Source organism: Streptomyces sp. NPDC058257, assembly GCF_042881845.1.
GTDB lineage: Bacteria > Actinomycetota > Actinomycetes > Streptomycetales > Streptomycetaceae > Streptomyces.
On the sequence record NZ_JBHVXJ010000016.1, the window covers coordinates 141744 to 157689 of the forward strand.

General features: G+C 71.0%; 15 protein-coding genes. 8 read left to right on the forward strand and 7 right to left on the reverse strand.

What is annotated here, in order from left to right; translation table 11 throughout:
* Positions 1-67: 67 nt before the first annotated feature.
* The 5 genes from pheS to ACFVXC_RS31200 all read left to right on the forward strand — a co-directional run bounded on the left by pheS (position 68) and on the right by ACFVXC_RS31200 (position 7366).
* Positions 68-1204: a phenylalanine--tRNA ligase subunit alpha gene (pheS, locus tag ACFVXC_RS31180; RefSeq protein WP_389911934.1), complete on the forward strand. Its 1137-nt coding sequence runs from the start codon at positions 68-70 to the stop codon at positions 1202-1204.
* A complete protein-coding gene (pheT, locus tag ACFVXC_RS31185; protein WP_389911937.1) occupies positions 1204-3726 on the forward strand; it encodes a phenylalanine--tRNA ligase subunit beta in 2523 nt (840 codons plus the stop codon). Before pheS ends, pheT begins: the two co-directional genes overlap by 1 nt.
* Before the next feature lie 308 nt (positions 3727-4034).
* Positions 4035-5081: a PP2C family protein-serine/threonine phosphatase gene (locus ACFVXC_RS31190; protein ID WP_389911939.1), complete on the forward strand. Its 1047-nt coding sequence runs from the start codon at positions 4035-4037 to the stop codon at positions 5079-5081.
* A 268-nt stretch (positions 5082-5349) separates the two neighbouring features.
* Complete coding sequence (locus tag ACFVXC_RS31195) at positions 5350-6699, forward strand: transcriptional regulator (RefSeq protein WP_389911942.1); 1350 nt, start codon at positions 5350-5352, stop codon at positions 6697-6699.
* A 124-nt stretch (positions 6700-6823) separates the two neighbouring features.
* Positions 6824-7366, forward strand: a complete 543-nt coding sequence (locus ACFVXC_RS31200; RefSeq protein WP_389911945.1) for an NUDIX hydrolase — start codon at positions 6824-6826, stop codon at positions 7364-7366.
* Here the strand turns inward: ACFVXC_RS31200 and ACFVXC_RS31205 are convergent.
* Together ACFVXC_RS31205 and ACFVXC_RS31210 are read right to left on the reverse strand one after the other, a co-directional pair.
* Entirely contained in the window at positions 7363-7620 is a 258-nt protein-coding gene (locus tag ACFVXC_RS31205; RefSeq protein ID WP_389911948.1) for a hypothetical protein, read from the reverse strand. The genes ACFVXC_RS31200 and ACFVXC_RS31205 overlap by 4 nt on opposite strands.
* 260 nt (positions 7621-7880) lie before the next feature.
* Positions 7881-8741, reverse strand: coding sequence for a 3-hydroxybutyryl-CoA dehydrogenase (locus ACFVXC_RS31210; RefSeq protein WP_383271622.1), 861 nt, complete (start codon positions 8739-8741; stop codon positions 7881-7883).
* A gap of 180 nt (positions 8742-8921) precedes the next feature.
* On the opposite strand from ACFVXC_RS31210, the gene ACFVXC_RS31215 reads away from it, so the two are divergent.
* Positions 8922-10154 carry a glycoside hydrolase family 10 protein gene (locus tag ACFVXC_RS31215; protein ID WP_389911951.1) on the forward strand — a complete coding sequence of 411 codons (1233 nt, stop codon included), beginning with the start codon at positions 8922-8924 and terminating at the stop codon, positions 10152-10154.
* Positions 10155-10173: 19 nt separating this feature from the next.
* On the opposite strand, the gene ACFVXC_RS31220 is transcribed toward ACFVXC_RS31215, so the two are convergent.
* The gene (locus ACFVXC_RS31220; RefSeq protein WP_389911954.1) at positions 10174-10368 is read right to left on the reverse strand and encodes a DUF1918 domain-containing protein; all 195 of its coding nucleotides are present in this window, start codon (positions 10366-10368) and stop codon (positions 10174-10176) included.
* A 106-nt stretch (positions 10369-10474) separates the two neighbouring features.
* A complete protein-coding gene (locus ACFVXC_RS31225; RefSeq protein ID WP_389911957.1) occupies positions 10475-11428 on the reverse strand; it encodes a DMT family transporter in 954 nt (317 codons plus the stop codon).
* Between ACFVXC_RS31225 and ACFVXC_RS31230 the strand changes: the two genes are divergently transcribed.
* A complete protein-coding gene (locus ACFVXC_RS31230) occupies positions 11427-12872 on the forward strand; it encodes a PLP-dependent aminotransferase family protein (protein ID WP_389911960.1) in 1446 nt (481 codons plus the stop codon). The genes ACFVXC_RS31225 and ACFVXC_RS31230 overlap by 2 nt on opposite strands.
* Before the next feature lie 67 nt (positions 12873-12939).
* On the opposite strand, the gene ACFVXC_RS31235 is transcribed toward ACFVXC_RS31230, so the two are convergent.
* From ACFVXC_RS31235 to ACFVXC_RS31245, 3 genes are all read right to left on the reverse strand, one after another.
* Complete coding sequence (locus tag ACFVXC_RS31235) at positions 12940-13425, reverse strand: DUF6314 family protein (protein WP_389911963.1); 486 nt, start codon at positions 13423-13425, stop codon at positions 12940-12942.
* A 65-nt stretch (positions 13426-13490) separates the two neighbouring features.
* Positions 13491-14477, reverse strand: a complete 987-nt coding sequence (locus ACFVXC_RS31240) for an aldo/keto reductase (protein ID WP_389911966.1) — start codon at positions 14475-14477, stop codon at positions 13491-13493.
* 127 nt (positions 14478-14604) lie between these two features.
* Positions 14605-15078, reverse strand: coding sequence for a VOC family protein (locus ACFVXC_RS31245; RefSeq protein WP_389911968.1), 474 nt, complete (start codon positions 15076-15078; stop codon positions 14605-14607).
* 187 nt (positions 15079-15265) lie between these two features.
* Here ACFVXC_RS31245 and ACFVXC_RS31250 point away from each other — a divergent pair, with 187 nt between their 5' ends.
* Positions 15266-15937 (forward strand): HEAT repeat domain-containing protein, encoded by a 672-nt coding sequence (locus tag ACFVXC_RS31250; RefSeq protein ID WP_389911971.1) that lies wholly within the window; start codon positions 15266-15268, stop codon positions 15935-15937.
* Positions 15938-15946 lie beyond the last annotated feature (9 nt).

The window sequence follows — 15946 nt, forward strand, 5'->3', positions numbered from 1 at the left end:
ATGTGGACGATTCGTCTCCGAGTCGTAGACGGGGACCATCACCAGCCAACCGGAAGCACGGGAAGAGATGTCGGCACCGAACAAGTCGTACGACCCTGTTGAGGTCGAGGCACTGAAACCTGAAGAGATCGAGCGCATGCGGGACGAGGCGCTCGCCGCCTTCGCCGCCGCGGGCGACCTCGAACAGCTCCAGGAAGCCAAGGTCGCGCACACCGGCGGCACCTCGCCGCTGTCCCTCGCCAACCGCGAGATCGGCGCGCTGCCCCCGCAGGCCAAGGCCGAGGCCGGCAAGCGCGTCGGCATGGCGCGCGGCGCGGTCAGCAAGGCGCTCGCCGCCCGGCAGAGCGAGCTCGAGGCCGAGCGCGACGCCCGGGTGCTCGTCGAGGAGGCAGTGGACGTCACGCTGCCCTACGACCGCGTACCGGCCGGTGCCCGGCACCCGCTGACCACGTTCATGGAGCGCGTGGCGGACGTCTTCGTCGCCATGGGCTACGAGATCGCGGAGGGTCCCGAGGTCGAGGCGGAGTGGTTCAACTTCGACGCCCTGAACTTCACCCCGGACCACCCGGCCCGCCAGATGCAGGACACGTTCTTCGTCCAGGGCCCGAACGGCGCCAAGGACACAGCGGGTGACGAGTCCGGTGTCGTACTGCGCACGCACACCTCGCCCGTGCAGGCCCGCGCGATGCTCGACCGCGAGCCGCCCGTCTACATCGTCTGCCCCGGCCGTGTGTACCGCACGGACGAGCTGGACGCGACGCACACCCCGGTCTTCCACCAGATCGAGCTGCTCGCCGTGGACGAGGGCCTGACCATGGCCGACCTCAAGGGCACCCTGGACCACATGGTCCAGTCGCTCTTCGGCGCGGACATGAAGACGCGCCTGCGCCCGAACTACTTCCCGTTCACCGAGCCGTCCGCCGAGATGGACATGGTCTGCTACGTCTGCCGTGGCGAGTCCGTGGGCAACCCCGACCGCCCCTGCCGCACCTGCGGCAGCGAGGGCTGGATCGAGCTCGGCGGCTGCGGCATGGTCAACCCGAAGGTGCTCACCGCCTGCGGTGTCGACCCCAAGAAGTACAGCGGATTCGCCTTCGGGTTCGGCATCGAACGGATGCTGATGTTCCGCCACAACGTCGAAGACATGCGAGACATGGTCGAGGGTGACGTCCGGTTCACCCGGCCCTTCGGGATGGAGATCTGATGCGGGTCCCGCTTTCCTGGCTGCGGGAGTACGTCGATCTCCCCGCCACCGAGACCGGCCGTGACGTACAGGCCAAGCTGATCGAGGTCGGCCTCGAGGTCGAGACCGTCGAGCAGATCGGCGCGGGCCTCACCGGGCCGCTCGTCGTCGGCAAGGTCCTCACCATCGAGGAACTGACGGAGTTCAAGAAGCCCATCCGCTTCTGCACCGTCGACGTCGGCTCCGCCAACGGCACCGGTGAGCCGCAGGAGATCGTCTGCGGCGCACGGAACTTCACGCAGGGCGACAAGGTCGTCGTCGTGCTTCCCGGCGCCGTCCTGCCCGGCGACTTCAAGATCGCCGCCCGCAAGACGTACGGCAAGACCTCGCACGGCATGATCTGCTCCGGCGACGAGCTGGGCATGGGCGACGACGGAAGCGGCGGCATCATCGTCCTGCCGCCCGAGCACGAGGTCGGCACCGACGCCATCAAGCTGCTCGAACTGGTCGACGAGGTCCTGGACATCGCCGTCACGCCCGACCGCGGCTACGCCCTGTCGATGCGCGGCGTCGCCCGCGAGACCGCCATCGCGTACGGCCTGCCGCTGCGCGACCCGGCGCTCCTCGACGTACCCGCGCCGAACTCCCTCGGCTACCCGGTCAAGATCTCCGACCCGATGGGCTGCGACCGCTTCACCGCGCGCACGGTCACCGGGCTGCGTCCCGAGGCCCGCTCGCCGATCTGGCTCCAGCGCCGCCTGCAGAAGGCGGGCATGCGCCCGATCTCGCTCGCCGTCGACATCACGAACTACGTGATGCTGGAGCTCGGCCAGCCCCTGCACGCCTACGACCGCTCCCGCATCGAGGGCACGATCGGCGTCCGCCGTGCCGAGCAGGGCGAGAAGTTCACGACGCTCGACGGCACCAAGCGTGTCCTCGACGCCGAGGACCTGGTCATCACCGACGACCGCGGCCCGATCGGCCTCGCGGGCGTCATGGGCGGCGCCAACACCGAGATCGCGGATCACGAAGAGGCCGCGGGCACCACGGACGTGGTCATCGAGGCCGCGCACTTCGACGCGATCTCCATCGCCCGCACGGCCCGGCGCCACAAGCTGCCCTCCGAGGCGGCCAAGCGCTTCGAGCGCGGCGTCGACCCGCAGGCCGCGTCCGCCGCCGCGCAGCGCACGGTGGATCTGCTCGTCGCGCTCGCGGGCGGCACCGCCGAGGCCGGGGTCACCGAGGTCATCGCGCCCTCGGCGCCCCACACGATCAGCATGCCCGCCGATCACCCGGACAAGGTCGCCGGTGTGGCCTACGGCCGCGAGACCGTCGTCCGCCGCCTGCAGGAAGTCGGCTGCGACGTCTACGGCCAGGACGCCCTGACCGTCACCGTGCCCTCCTGGCGTCCCGACCTCGCCGAGCCGAACGACCTCGCCGAAGAGGTCATCCGGCTCGAGGGGTACGAGAACCTCCCGTCGACGCTGCCCAAGCCCCCCGCGGGCCGCGGCCTGACCGACCGGCAGCGCCTGCACCGCCGCATCGGCCGCGCGCTGGCCGGGAGCGGATTCGTCGAGGCGCCGAACTACCCGTTCATCGGCGAGCAGATCTTCGACCAGCTGGGCCTTGAGCCCGGTGACCCCAAGCGCCGGGTCGTGAAGCTGGTCAACCCGCTCTCCGACGAGGAGCCCGCTCTTCGTACGACGCTGCTGCCGGGGCTGCTCGGCGCGCTGCGCCGCAACGAAGGCCGCGGCAGCCACGACCTGGCTCTCTTCGAGACGGGGCTTGTCTTCCAGCCGCGCGACGAGGCCCGGATCGCGGTGCGCCTTCCCGTCGACCGCCGTCCCACGGCCGAGGAGATCGCCTCCCTGACCGAGGCGCTCCCCGTGCAGCCGCGACACGCCGCCGTCGTTCTGGCGGGCGCCCGCGAGCAGGCCGGCTGGTGGGGCAAGGGCCGTCCGGCCGAGTGGTCCGACGCCGTCCAGGCCGCGCGTGCCCTGGCCGCCGAGTCGGGCACCGAACTGCTCGTGCGCCAGGGCCAGTACGGCCCGTGGCACCCGGGCCGGTGCGCCGAGCTCGCCGTCGTGGTCGCCGACGGCGACACGAGCACGGAGCACGTCATCGGATACGCGGGCGAGCTGCACCCGCGCGTCGTCAAGACGCTCGGTCTTCCCGCCCGCACCTGCGCGATGGAGCTCGACCTCGACCGTCTTGAGGACGCGAGCGCCGGTGTCCCGCAGGGGCCGAAGATCTCCACCTTCCCGGTCGCCACGCAGGATGTCGCGCTCGTCGTCGACGGGGGCGTCCCGTCCGCCGAGGTCGAGAAGGCGCTGCGCGAGGGCGCGGGTGAACTCCTGGAGTCCATCCGCCTGTTCGACGTCTTCACCGGCGAGCAGATCGGTGCGGGCAAGAAGTCGCTCGCGTACGCGCTGCGCTTCCGCGCCACCGACCGCACGCTGACCGTCGACGAGGCCTCCGCGGCCCGTGACGCGGCCGTCGCCCTGGCGGCGGAGCGGACGGGCGCGGTGCTGCGCGGAGCATAGTCACCGCCAGTAGTCGCCACCAGGCGCACAAGAGGCGCACAAGAGGCACAAAGAAGGGCGTATCCGGACCTCCGGGTGCGCCCTTCACTCGTTTGAGTGGCAAGAAAGCCCTCTCTGTTCCGAGCGGCTCATGCGGTCGACAGAATCGGTCCGGCCGCCGGGCAGTGATCCGCGCGGTGCGCGGTCTGCACGCTGAGCAGGGCCTTAGGGGGGCCGTCGGCATGATCGGTATCAGGGCTGGAACTTCCCGCCGGGCACTGCTCCCAGTGAGGAGCCGGACCCGGCTCCGGGCGAGGGCCGGGACGAAGGTGCCCCGGGTGGACCCGCCGCGGATCCGGCGCGTTCTCAACCTCGGCCTTCCGGTGGTGTGGGGAGCGGCCGTCGTCACGTACAGACTCGTCTGCCCGCTCGCCCGGGAGGAGAGCCTCGAAGGGCGGATCGTCAGCAGCGCGGTGTTCCTCACGGTCGGCGCCGGTCTGCTCCTTCACGCTCGCGCCATGCTGCTGCGGGAGTTGCGTCAGCTCCGTGAGGTCGCGGGCGCCGCACAGAACGTCCTGCTGCGCCCGCTGCCGCCACGCGTCGATGGCCTCACGGTCGCGGCCGGGCAGCTCTCCGCGTCGCGCGGCGCCTCCGTCGGCGGCGATCTGTACGAGGTGGTGGCCACCGACCACGGCGTCCGCGTCGTCATGGGCGACGTGCGCGGGCACGGCCTGACCGCCATCGGTACGGCCGCCGCCGTGCTCGGCAGCTTCCGGGAGGCGGCGCATGAGGAGCCCGAGCTGCCGCACGTCCTGAGAAAGCTGGAGCGCTCCCTGGGCCGGCACCTGCGGGAGCGGTCGCGGGCCGAGCATCCGGCGAGCGGGGTCGCGGCTCCGGAAGGTCCGGTGGTCGAGGAGTTCGTCACCGTACTCCTGATGGAGATCGGCCCCGACGGCCAGATGACCGCGCTCAACTGCGGTCACCCCTGGCCGTACCGCCTGAGCGGGCGCGCCGAGCCGGTCGTGGGCGGGGAGACCCTGCCGCCACTCGGCCCTTTCCCGCTCCCCGCCGAACTGCCCGTTCTGCACTGCGGATCACTCCTCGCGGGGGAGGCCCTCGTGCTGCACACGGACGGCATGGAGGACGCACGGGACGCGGCCGGACGGTTCTTTCCGCTTCAGGCGGCGCTCACCGAAGCGGCGCGGGTCCCGCCGGTCGTGCCCCGGACCGTGATCCGCCTGGTGTACGCCCAACTCCTGCGTCACACGCGGCGGTTGCCGGCCGACGACGCCGCGCTGCTCGTGCTGCGCAACGACCGGCGACGGGTGCCCCTGCAGCAGCGCGGGACGGTGCACCGGGAAAACACCATGACATGACACACCGTCGGCTTCCGCCGGCCGCGCGCCGTCCGTCCCCGCCTTGGGAATGTCGGGCAGACAGCGGGGCGGACGGCGCCAGTGAGGGCCGCCGCACTGTGTGAGGGGGAGCCGGCGGCCCGGCCGGCCTCCTTGTGAGGAATCTCAGTCAAGCGTGACTGGAGTGGTGACGGCAGAGCGCACACCCCCCGGATTCGGGCGTTCCGTTCACACCCCGTGTGAAGTCACCTCTACTACGCTGGCCGTACCGAGCCACCGGAGGGCCTCCATGCAGCCCAATACCCTGCTCGACGCGATCCTCGACGAAGCGGGAATCTCCCACGCGGGCCTGGCTGCCCACGTCAATCAGGCAGGGAAGAGGCGAGGCCTCGCCCTGCGTTACGAACACACCGCCGTATCAAGGTGGTTGAAGGGCCAGCGACCGCGCGGGCAGGTGCCCGACCTGATCTGTGAAGTCCTCGCGGGGCGACTCCAGCGCACCGTCACCCTGGACGACATCGGCCTCGGAGTGCCGGGGCTGCCTGCCGCGGCGTTCAGCTCCATGGCCTCGACGCTGTCCGGGTTCGTGGAGCGGGCCACCGCGCTGTGGCGCTCCGACGAACAGCAACGACCGCACCTGCTCGGCGCGCCCGCCGTCACGGGAACGCCCGCGGTGATGCCCGTCTGGGAGTGGGAGAACCCTCCCGAGGACGTGGATGTCTCGCGCGGCGGCAGGCACCCCGTGAGCACGGCCGACATCGACATGATGCGTGCGGCCCGCGCCCACTACGAGCAGATGTACCGCAAGACCGGTGGCATCGCGACCCGCACCCGTATCGTCGGCTTCCTCAACGCCGAGGCCGCGCCCCTGCTGCGCGGCAGCTACACGGACGAGACGGGGCGCCAACTGCACAGATCCACCGGCGGGTTGGTGGCCATCGCGGGCATCTGTGCCTACGATTCGGACGCGCACGGCCTGGCCCAGCGCTACTTCCACCAGGCGCTGCGGCTGGCGAAGGCGAGCGGGGACAGGGGCCTTGGCGCCTATGTCATCGCGCTCCTGGTCAACCAGTCGCTGTACATGCGCGAGTACCGCCAGGCGGTCGCCTTCGCGGAGGCCGCGCTGCGCGCCGCGGGGCGCGATCTCACCCCGGCCCTCGCCTCCGACCTCTACGCCATGCAGGCGAAGTCGTACGCACACCTGGGCGACGGCAGCAGCGCGCTGTCCTGCATCCGGCGTGCCGAGGTCGCCGCGGAACGCATCCGACGTGGACGCGAGCCGGACGAGACCGGCTATGTCCAGCCCGGACTCGTCAACGTACAAGTGGCGGAGGCACTCCTCAGTCTCGGTGACCTCACGGGAGCGTACGAACACGCGGCCGCGGCGGTGGACACACCGGCGCATGACCGGGGCCGGGTCCACCGGCTCGCCATGCTCAGCCAGATCGAACTGCGCCAGGGGAACACCGACGAGGCGGTGGCCACGGCGGTGGAAATGGCGGAGCAGGCGCGGGGGATGGAGTCCCAACGGCTGCGCGACCGGCTCCGGGCCGTGCGGGAACATCTGGTGCGCAGCGACTGCGCGGGCACGGCCGAGGCGGCCGAACTCATCGACGGAGCGCTGCGCGTGCCCCTGTGACGCGCACCGCGCGTACGCCGGTGACGACCCTCGGCGAGCACTGAACCCGCAGGCCGTTCACACGCTGCTCTGACCGTCCTCCTGCTGCGATATTGCCATCTACTCGGCGGAAGGTGGCAGAACCGTGCAGTGGACGAAACAAAGCGAACAAACTGTGTATGGAAACCGATGGTTCACGGTCAATCTGGCAGATGTGGAGTTGCCCGACGGCCGGCACCTCGATCACTTCCTGATCAAGCTGCGGCCCGTGGCCGTGGCCACCGTCGTCAACGAGGCCAACGAAGTGCTTCTGCTGTGGCGGCACCGATTCATCACCGACAGCTGGGGCTGGGAACTCGCCGCGGGCGTCGTCGAGGACGGCGAGGACATCGCGTACGCGGCCGCCCGGGAAATGGAGGAGGAGACCGGCTGGCGGCCGGGCCCGTTACGACACCTGATGAGTGTCGAGCCGTCCAATGGGCTCACCGACGCCAAGCACCACATCTACTGGTCCGATGAGTGCACCTACATCGGTCATCCCGAGGACGACTTCGAGTCCGACCGCCGTGAGTGGGTCCCACTCAAACTCGTCCCTGACATGGTGGGCCGGGGTGAAGTACCGGCCGCCAACATGGCGGCGGCGCTCCTTCTCCTGCACCACCTGCGACTAGGCCAGGACGCACACTAGTGGCCGATGGCCTGCCAGACCGCCACGGCGAGCGCACCGACCGCCGTCAGGGCGAGAAGGGCGGGCAGCGGCCAGCGTGTGTGTTCCAGTGCGGCGATCCGTACGGTCAGATCGTCCTGGTTCTTGACGCTCTGTTCGTCGTGTTGGGTGAGCAACGCCAGCTGTCCGTCGACGCGGGCGAGGCCCACGTCCAAGCTACGGCGTAACTCGGCGAGTTCTTCGGGGACCACGCGAGGTTCGGGGTCGGCGGTCACAAGTCCGCTCCATTCTGTAGCTGTCTTCCCCCTGATGCGCACAGAAAGTCAACTCGCCTGGTGGCCAGGGCGACAGAGTGTGCGAAGGGCATATGCGAGCCCAGCGCGCACACGGTGTGTGAACGCCGCGGGCCCGGCACTCGATCGAGTGCCGGGCCCGCGTGCGGTGCGAAGTGCCGGGTGCCGGTGTGAGCCGGACCGGGCGTACGTATCAGCCGTCCGTGCCAGTCGTAGCCAGTCGTACGGATCAGCTGTACCTGTCAGGCGTACGGATAGAAGCCCGAGCCGGACTTGCGCCCCAGCCGGCCGGCGTCCACCATCCGCTGGAGCAGCGGGGGAGCGGCGTACAGCGGCTCCTTGTACTCGGCGTACATGCTGTCCGCGACCGAGGCGACGGTGTCGAGGCCGATCAGGTCGGCGAGCTTGAGCGGGCCCATCGGGTGGGCGCAGCCGAGCTCCATGCCGTTGTCGATGTCCTCGCGGCTCGCGATGCCCGACTCGAACATCCGGATCGCGGAGAGCAGATACGGGATGAGCAGCGCGTTGACCACGAAGCCCGAGCGGTCCTGGGCGCGGATCGCGTGCTTGCCGAGCACCTTCTCGACCATGGACTGCGCGCGGCTGATCGTCCCCTCGGACGTCGTGAGCGCGGGGATCAGCTCCACGAGCTGCTGCACCGGGGCCGGGTTGAAGAAGTGGATGCCGATGACCGCGTCAGGGCGGGACGTCGCGACGGCCAGCTTCACCAGCGGGATGGACGAGGTGTTGGAGGCGAGGATCGCGTCCTGCCGGGTCACCACCTGGTCGAGCACCTGGAAGATCTCGGTCTTGACCGCCTCGTTCTCGACGACCGCCTCGATCACGAGGTCGCGGTCGGAGAACTCCCCGAGGTCGGTCGTGAAGCTGAGACGGGCGAGCGTCTCGTCGCGCTCCTCGTCCGAGATCTTGCCGCGCTCGGCGGCCTTGGAGAGCGAGTTGTAGAGCCGGGTGCGGCCGATCTCCAGGGCCTCGCCGGTGGTCTCGGCGACCTTCACATCGAGTCCGGAGCGGGCGCAGACCTCCGCGATCCCGGCGCCCATCTGGCCACAGCCCACTACTCCGACGCGTTCAATGTCGGGCATAGAGTCGGTCACCTCGTGCCTTTCGCTGATCAACGGGCGGGCAGCCCCCCGTACGGTTGCGGCGTCTGCCCCAGCGGCGAACGTTACTCCGGAACCTCCGGTGCGTGACGTGGCGGGTCGGGCATGCTGTCCCCTACAGGCCGCGGTTACTGCGGATTCACCAGCCCAGGGGGCGAGCGGATGAGGCGTATGTCACGCCGAGGGTTCACGATTGCGGCGGCCACGATGGTGGCGGGGCTCACAGCGGCGGGGGACGCCGCGGCCGGTCCCGAGCGCGCGCCGTCCCGCCGTGAGCTGCGGGGCATGTGGCTGGCGACCGTCGCCAACCGGGACTGGCCGTCGAAGCCCGGTCTCACGGCGGCCCAGCAGCGTGCCGAGCTGATCGGCCATCTCGATACGGCCGTCCGGCGCAGACTGAACGCAGTGGTCTTCCAAGTGCGCCCCACCGCCGACGCGTTGTGGCCCTCGCCGTACGAGCCGTGGGCGGAGTGTCTCACCGGCGTGCAGGGCAAGCACCCCGGCTGGGACCCGCTGGGCACCGCCGTGACCGAGGCGCACCGCAGGGGTCTTGAACTGCACGCCTGGTTCAACCCCTTCCGTATCGCCAACCACACCGACCCCTCACGCCTCGTCCCGACGCACCCCGCGCGGCTGCACCCCGACTGGGTCGTGCCGTACGGCGGGAAGCTGTACTACAACCCGGGCCTGCCCGAGGTGCGGCGCTTCGTCCAGGACGCGATGCTCGACGCCGTCCGCCACTACGCCATCGACGCCGTGCACTGGGACGACTACTTCTACCCGTATCCCGTCGCCGGGCAGGTCTTCGACGACGACGACGCCTTCGCGCGCTACGGTGGCGGCTTCCCCGACCGGGCCGCCTGGCGCCGCGACAACATCGACCGCCTGGTGCGTGAGATGGCGACGCGGGTGAAGAAGGCACGGGGGCACGTGCAGTTCGGGATCAGTCCGTTCGGGGTCTGGCGCAACGCCTCGACCGATCCGCTCGGTTCGGACACCCAGGCGGGCGTACAGACGTATGACAACCTGCACGCCGACACGCGCGGCTGGGTCAAGAAGGGCTGGCTCGACTACATCTGTCCTCAGCTCTACTGGAACATCGGCTTCACCGTCGCGGACTACGGCAAGCTGCTGCCGTGGTGGGCCGACGTCGTCAGCGGTACACGGGTGCGGCTCTATGCGGGGGAGGCCCTCTACAAGGCGGGCGACCCGGCGCAGCCCGCGCCCTGGCAGGACCCGGCGGAGCTGTCCCGCCACCTCACGTACGCCAAGGGGTTCCCGCAGGTGCGCGGGCATGTGTACTTCTCGGCGAAGGAGGTGGGCGTGGACAAGAACGGTGCGATGGCGCGCGTGGTCGCCGACCACTACCGGAAGCCGGTCAAGCCGCCCCGCTGATCCGCTCCCGGGCCGGGAGCTACTGAGCCGGGTCCTGGTGTCGTACGACTGTGTCGGGGCCCGGCGACATCAGCGTCTGGTGACCGTCCTCGAAGCGGACGCGGTACGGCGGGCCGCCGTCCGCGCCGAGCACCTCGACGACCTCCCCGATCCGGTCGTGCTGCCCGACGGTCCTGCCGTGCAGCACCAGCTCGTCGCCTACGGTTGCACGCATCTGGAGCGACCTCCTCGTCCCACCCTGCGGTTGCTGTCCGTGGCCGCAAGTCTACGTCCGGTGGCGGAAGCTGAGGCCTGGCCGTCGGCCCCTGTAGCGAGAGGCCCTAGCCGCGCGCCCGCTGGGTGACCGCGATGCACACGAGGACGGCGGCGGCGGTGAGCGGTGCGGCGGGCGTGAGGTGCTCGCCGAGCAGGAACACCGACCAGACCAGGGTGAGCAGCGGCTGCGCGAGCTGGAGCTGGCTGGCCTTGGGGACGCCGATCGCCGCCATGCCCCGGTACCAGACGACCAGGCCGAGGAACTGCGAGCCGATGGCGGAGTAGAGGAGCCCGGCGGTGCTGTGTCCGGTGAGCTGGAAGGTCTCGTGCTGCAGGGCGAGTGCCGCGCCGATCGAGGCGAGCGGCAGGCACAGGACGAGCGCCCAGCCGATGACCTGCCAGCCCGGCATCTCGCGGGCCAGACGGCCGCCCTCGGTGTAACCGGCCGCGCAGACGAGGAGCGCGCCGAAGAGGTAGAGGTCCGCGGTCGTCAGGGCGCCGCCGCTCTGCTGCACGGTGAACGCGATCACCGCGGCCGCGCCCGCGAGGGCCGCCACCCAGAACGTCCGCGAGGGCCGTGCCCCGGTACGCAGCGCCGAGAACACGGCGGTCGTCAGCGGCAGCAGGCCGACGACCACGGCGGCATGGGCGGTGGTGGAGGTCTGCAGGGCGAGCGTGGTGAGCAGCGGAAAGCCGATGACGACTCCGGCGCCGACGACCGCGAGCCCGGCCCAGTGGCGGCGCGCGGGCGGCGGAACGCGCAGGGCGAGCAGGGCGCCGCCCGCTATGACCGCGCTCAGGACGCCGCGCAGGGCCACGAACGACCAGGGGCCGATGCCCTCCAGGCCCCAGGCGGTCGAGGGGAAGGTGAGCGAGAAGGCGATGACGCCGAGTGCGGCCATGACGGTGCCGTTGCGGCGGGAGCTGTCGCCCGCGCCCGTGCCTGGCGTGCCAACCGTGCCGGTAACCGTCGTGACCGCTATCCGGCTGGGGCGAGTAGCGCTATCCTGTGCTGTCATGTACGAGAGTAGCAGTGTGGATGAGCTGGCAAAGAAACTGCGGGACGAGCTCGACCGCTACTCGCCAGGTGGAAAGCTGCCATCGAGTCGAGCCCTTGTCGACCGGTTCCGGGTGAGCCCGGTGACCGTGTCGCGGGCCCTGGGGCAGCTGGCCGCCGAGGGCTTGGTCGTCACGCGGCCCGGCGCCGGTGTCTTCCGCGCCGAGCCGCAGGCCGCCGCCGTGCCCGCGGGGGACACCTCGTGGCAGGAGGTGTCCCTGAGCGCGGACGTGGCGACCGAGCTTGTGCCGCGCGCGGTCGACGCCTCCGGGGTCGTGGTCACGCTCGCGGCGCCGTCGCCCGGCGTCATCGAGTTCAACGGCGGCTATCTGCATCCTTCGCTGCAGCCCGAGCGCGCGATGGCCTCGGCCCTCGCCCGTGCCGGACGGCGGCCCGGCGCGTGGGGGAGGCCGCCGCTCGACGGGCTTCCCGAGCTGCGGGAGTGGTTCGCGCGGGGCGTCGGCGGCGCGATCACGGCCGCCGAGGTGCTGATCACCGCGGGCGGCCAGAGCGCGCTCACCACGGCGCTGCGTGCGCTCGCCCCGCCCGGGACGCCGGTCCTTGTCGAATCGCCGACCTACCCCGGCATGCTGGCGATCGCCCGCGCGGCGGGACTGCGGCCCGTGCCGGTGCCGGTGGACACGGACGGCGTACGTCCCGACCTGCTCGCCGCGGCGTTCAAGGCCACGGGCGCGCGGGTGTTCGTCTGCCAGCCGCTCTTCCAGAATCCGACGGGGGCCGTGCTCTCGGCGGAGCGCCGCCCCGAGGTGCTGCGCATCGCACGCGAGGCAGGGGCCTTCGTCATCGAGGACGACTTCGTACGGCGCCTCGTCCACGAGGACGCGGGTCCGCTGCCCAGGCCGCTGCAGTCCGACGACCCCGACGGAGTCGTCGTGCACGTCTGCTCGCTCACCAAGGCCACATCGCCGAGCTTCCGGGTGAGCGCGCTCATCGCACGCGGACCGGTCCTGGAGCGGCTGCGCGCGATCCACGTCGTCGACCACTTCTTCGTGCCGAGACCGCTCCAGGAGGCGGCACTCGAACTGGTCGGCTCCCCGGCCTGGCCGCGCCATCTGCGCAACGTGGCGGGCGAGTTGAAGGAGCGCAGGGACGCGATGGCTGCGGCCCTGCGGTTGAGCCTGCCCGAACTCGCCCTGCCGCACATCCCCGCGGGCGGTTACCTCCTGTGGCTGCGCCTGCCCGACGGAACGAACGAGACGGACCTGGTGGGCGCGGCCCTGCGCGCCGGCGTCGCGGTGGCCCCCGGCCGCGCGTACTTCGCGGCCGAACCCCCGGCGGCCCACCTGCGGTTGAGCTTCGCGGCGGTCGCGGGCGTGGGGGAGATCGGCGAGGGGGTGCGCAGGCTCCGGGCGGCGTGTGACGAGGTGTGGGGCGCGTCCGGCTGAGGTCGCGTCGCGCTGGGTGAAATCCCCTCGACGTACTGGTACATCGACGTCCATCCCCTGTCGATGCTCACGCCGACCGGTCACGGCGGTCGGTGGGACCCGGGGGTCGTCGCCGCGTGTAGGCGGTCGTGAGGATCAGGTCCTTGGCGGGTCCCGCGACCCGCCACCGCGTCCGCCAGCGTCCCTCGTCGTACACCTCGAACTCGCCCCGGTAGAGGTCGAGCGCGCACGGGTGGTCGGCGGTGTGCCTGCCGGTGCGCAGGTCCAGGTCGTGGAAGGGGCGGCCGTCGGCGAAGTGGACGTGCGCGGTGGCCGGGGCGTCGCCCGGCAGGAAGCGGAGGGTACGGTCGGCGGGACGGGCGGTGCCCCGCCAGACGAAGGTGCCGGACTCGCGGTGCAGGAGGCCGCCGTCGTCGTCGAGGCGCGTGAACACCGTCGTGCCCGTGAAGTGCCCCTCCGCGTTCCCGGCCAGGTCCTGTGCGGTCCGCTCGACCGTCCACTCACCGGCCAGGTACGCGAGGACGTCCGGCACCGCGTAGTACGCGTCGCTCATGGCTCCGTACTTTACCCGGGGCTGTCCGCAGGCCGCTTTCGGCCGTTCGCCGGGCTACTGGTCGGCTACTTGTCCACCAGTGCGAGGCTGTTCTCGTCGTAGCGGGTCCCCGCGACCGTACCGGCAGGGGCCACCGCGTCGATCGCCGCGAGCTCATCGGCGGAGAGCTCGACGGCGAGCGCGCCCAGGTTCTCCGTGAGGTACTTCTCGCGGCGCGTGCTCGGGATCGGCACCACGTCGTCGCCGCGGTGCTGCACCCAGGCCAGGGCCAGCTGCCCCGCGGTGACGCCCTTCTCGGCGGCGAGCGCGTCCAGGGCGGCCACGATGGAGAGGTTCCGTTCGAGGTTCCCGTCGGCGAACCGCGGCTGCCCGCGCCGCATGTCGCCTTCCTGGAGGCTGTCGATGGAGGTGTAGCGGCCGGTCAGGAAGCCGCGCCCGAGCGGTGAGAACGGCACGACGCCGATGCCGAGCTCCCGGCAGACCGGCGCGGTCTCCGCCTCCAGGTCGCGCGTCCACAGCGACCACTCGCTCTGCAACGCGGCGACCGGATGCACCGCGTGCGCCCGCCGGATCGTCCGCACGCTCGCCTCGGAGAGTCCGATGTGGCGTATCTTCCCGGCCTCGACGAGCTCGGCCAGCGCGCCGACGGTCTCCTCGATCGGCACGTTCTGATCGACCCGGTGCAGGTAGTACAGGTCGATGTGGTCGGTCCCGAGGCGCCGCAGCGACGCCTCGCACGCCTGGCGTACGTAGGCGGCGTCGCCCCTGATCCTCGGCGGTTCACCGAGCCGGTTGGCGAAGCCGAACTTTGTCGCGACGACGGCCTGCTCGCGCCGCCCGGCAAGGGCGCGGCCGATCAGCTCTTCGTTGTGCCCCGCGCCGTAGAAGTCGGAGGTGTCGAGCAGGGTGACGCCGAGGTCGAGGGCGCGGTGGATCGTCGCGATCGACTGCGCGTCGTCCGCGGCGCCGTACGCGTGACTCATCCCCATGCAGCCGAGCCCCTGCGCGGAAACGGTCAGCTCTCCGAGACGACGGGTGGGAATGCCGGTCATGGCGGTACCTCCAGGTGGAGCCGTTGCCCCTGTTCGGGGCGGACGGCTCCGACCTTAGGAGTTGGAGTCGACTCCAAGTCAAGCCATTCGGCCGGGCGTTGAGGCGGTCACTCGGGCGTTGAGGCAATCACTTCCCGTCCGCCGCCGCGTAGAGCGCCGCCACGTCGAGCTTCTTCATGCCGAGCATGGCCGCCATGGCGCGCTGTGCCCGCCCTTGGTCGGGGTCGGACATGAGCTCGCCCATGGCGGAGGGGACGACCTGCCAGGAGAGCCCGAACTTGTCCTTGAGCCAGCCGCACGGGCCTTCCTCGCCGCCCTCGGAGAGCTTCGTCCAGTAGTGGTCGACCTCTTCCTGGTCGGCGCAGTCGATCGTGAAGGAGATCGCCTCGTCGAAGGTGAACTGGGGGCCGCCGTTGAGCGCCAGGTACGCCCGGCCGTCGAGCTCGAACTCGACGGTCAGCACGGTCCCGGCGGGCCGGGGCCCGGCGTCGCCGTAGCGGGAGATATTGGTGATCTTCGAGTTCGGGAAGACCGAGACGTAGAACTCGGCGGCGTCCTCGCCCTGCGTGTCGAACCAGAGGGTGGGCGTGATCCGGGGCATGGCTTTCTCCTGTCGTCGGCGGAGCGCGTGTCTGTCTGTCTTGCCTGCTGCCTGTACTGACCCTTCCTCCCGCAGAAACTCATCGGTTTCCCGCACAGACTCATCGTGCGACGTGCGGCTGCAGTTCGCCCTGTTTGACCTTGACACGGTGACAAGGTCTTCACTGCTCGCCGAGGAGGTGGTCTCGATGACGACCACAACGCAGGACGCGGACGCGCTACGGGTACTTCACGCGCTTGAGGACGGCCGTTCGTCGGTGCGACTGCGAGCCGCTCTGGCGGTCGGCACGGCGCCCGACCCGCGCTTCGTCGACAAGCTCGTCGACCGATGCGCGATCGAGCCCGAGTTCTTCGTCCGTGACACGCTGACCTGGGCGCTCACCCGCCATCCGGTGTCCATGACGCTGCCGGGCCTGATCCGCGAGGTCCGCTCGGAGCGTCCGCAGGCCCGGAGTCAGGCGCTGCACACGCTGTCCAAGATCGGGGACCGGCGGGCGTGGCCGGCCATCACCCGGACGCTGCTGTCCGACACCGACGACGAGGTGGCCCGCAGCGCCTGGCGGGCCGCGGTCGTGCTCGTACCGGAGGGCGAGGAGCCCGCGTTGGCCACGGTCCTGGCGACGCAGCTCGGGCGCGGTGAGCGGGAGACGCAGCTGAGTCTCAGCCGGGCGCTGGTCGCGCTGGGGGACGTGATCGTGCCCGCCCTGCGTGCCGCGACGACGGCCCCTGACCCGGACGTGCGCACGCACGCGCTCGCCACGGAACAGCTGCTGCGCGACCCGGACGCCGGATTCGAGTTCGCGATCGAGGAGGCGAAACGCGTGGTGGCCCTCGGCGGATCCGGTCAGGGGGGACGATAGGACGGGAGG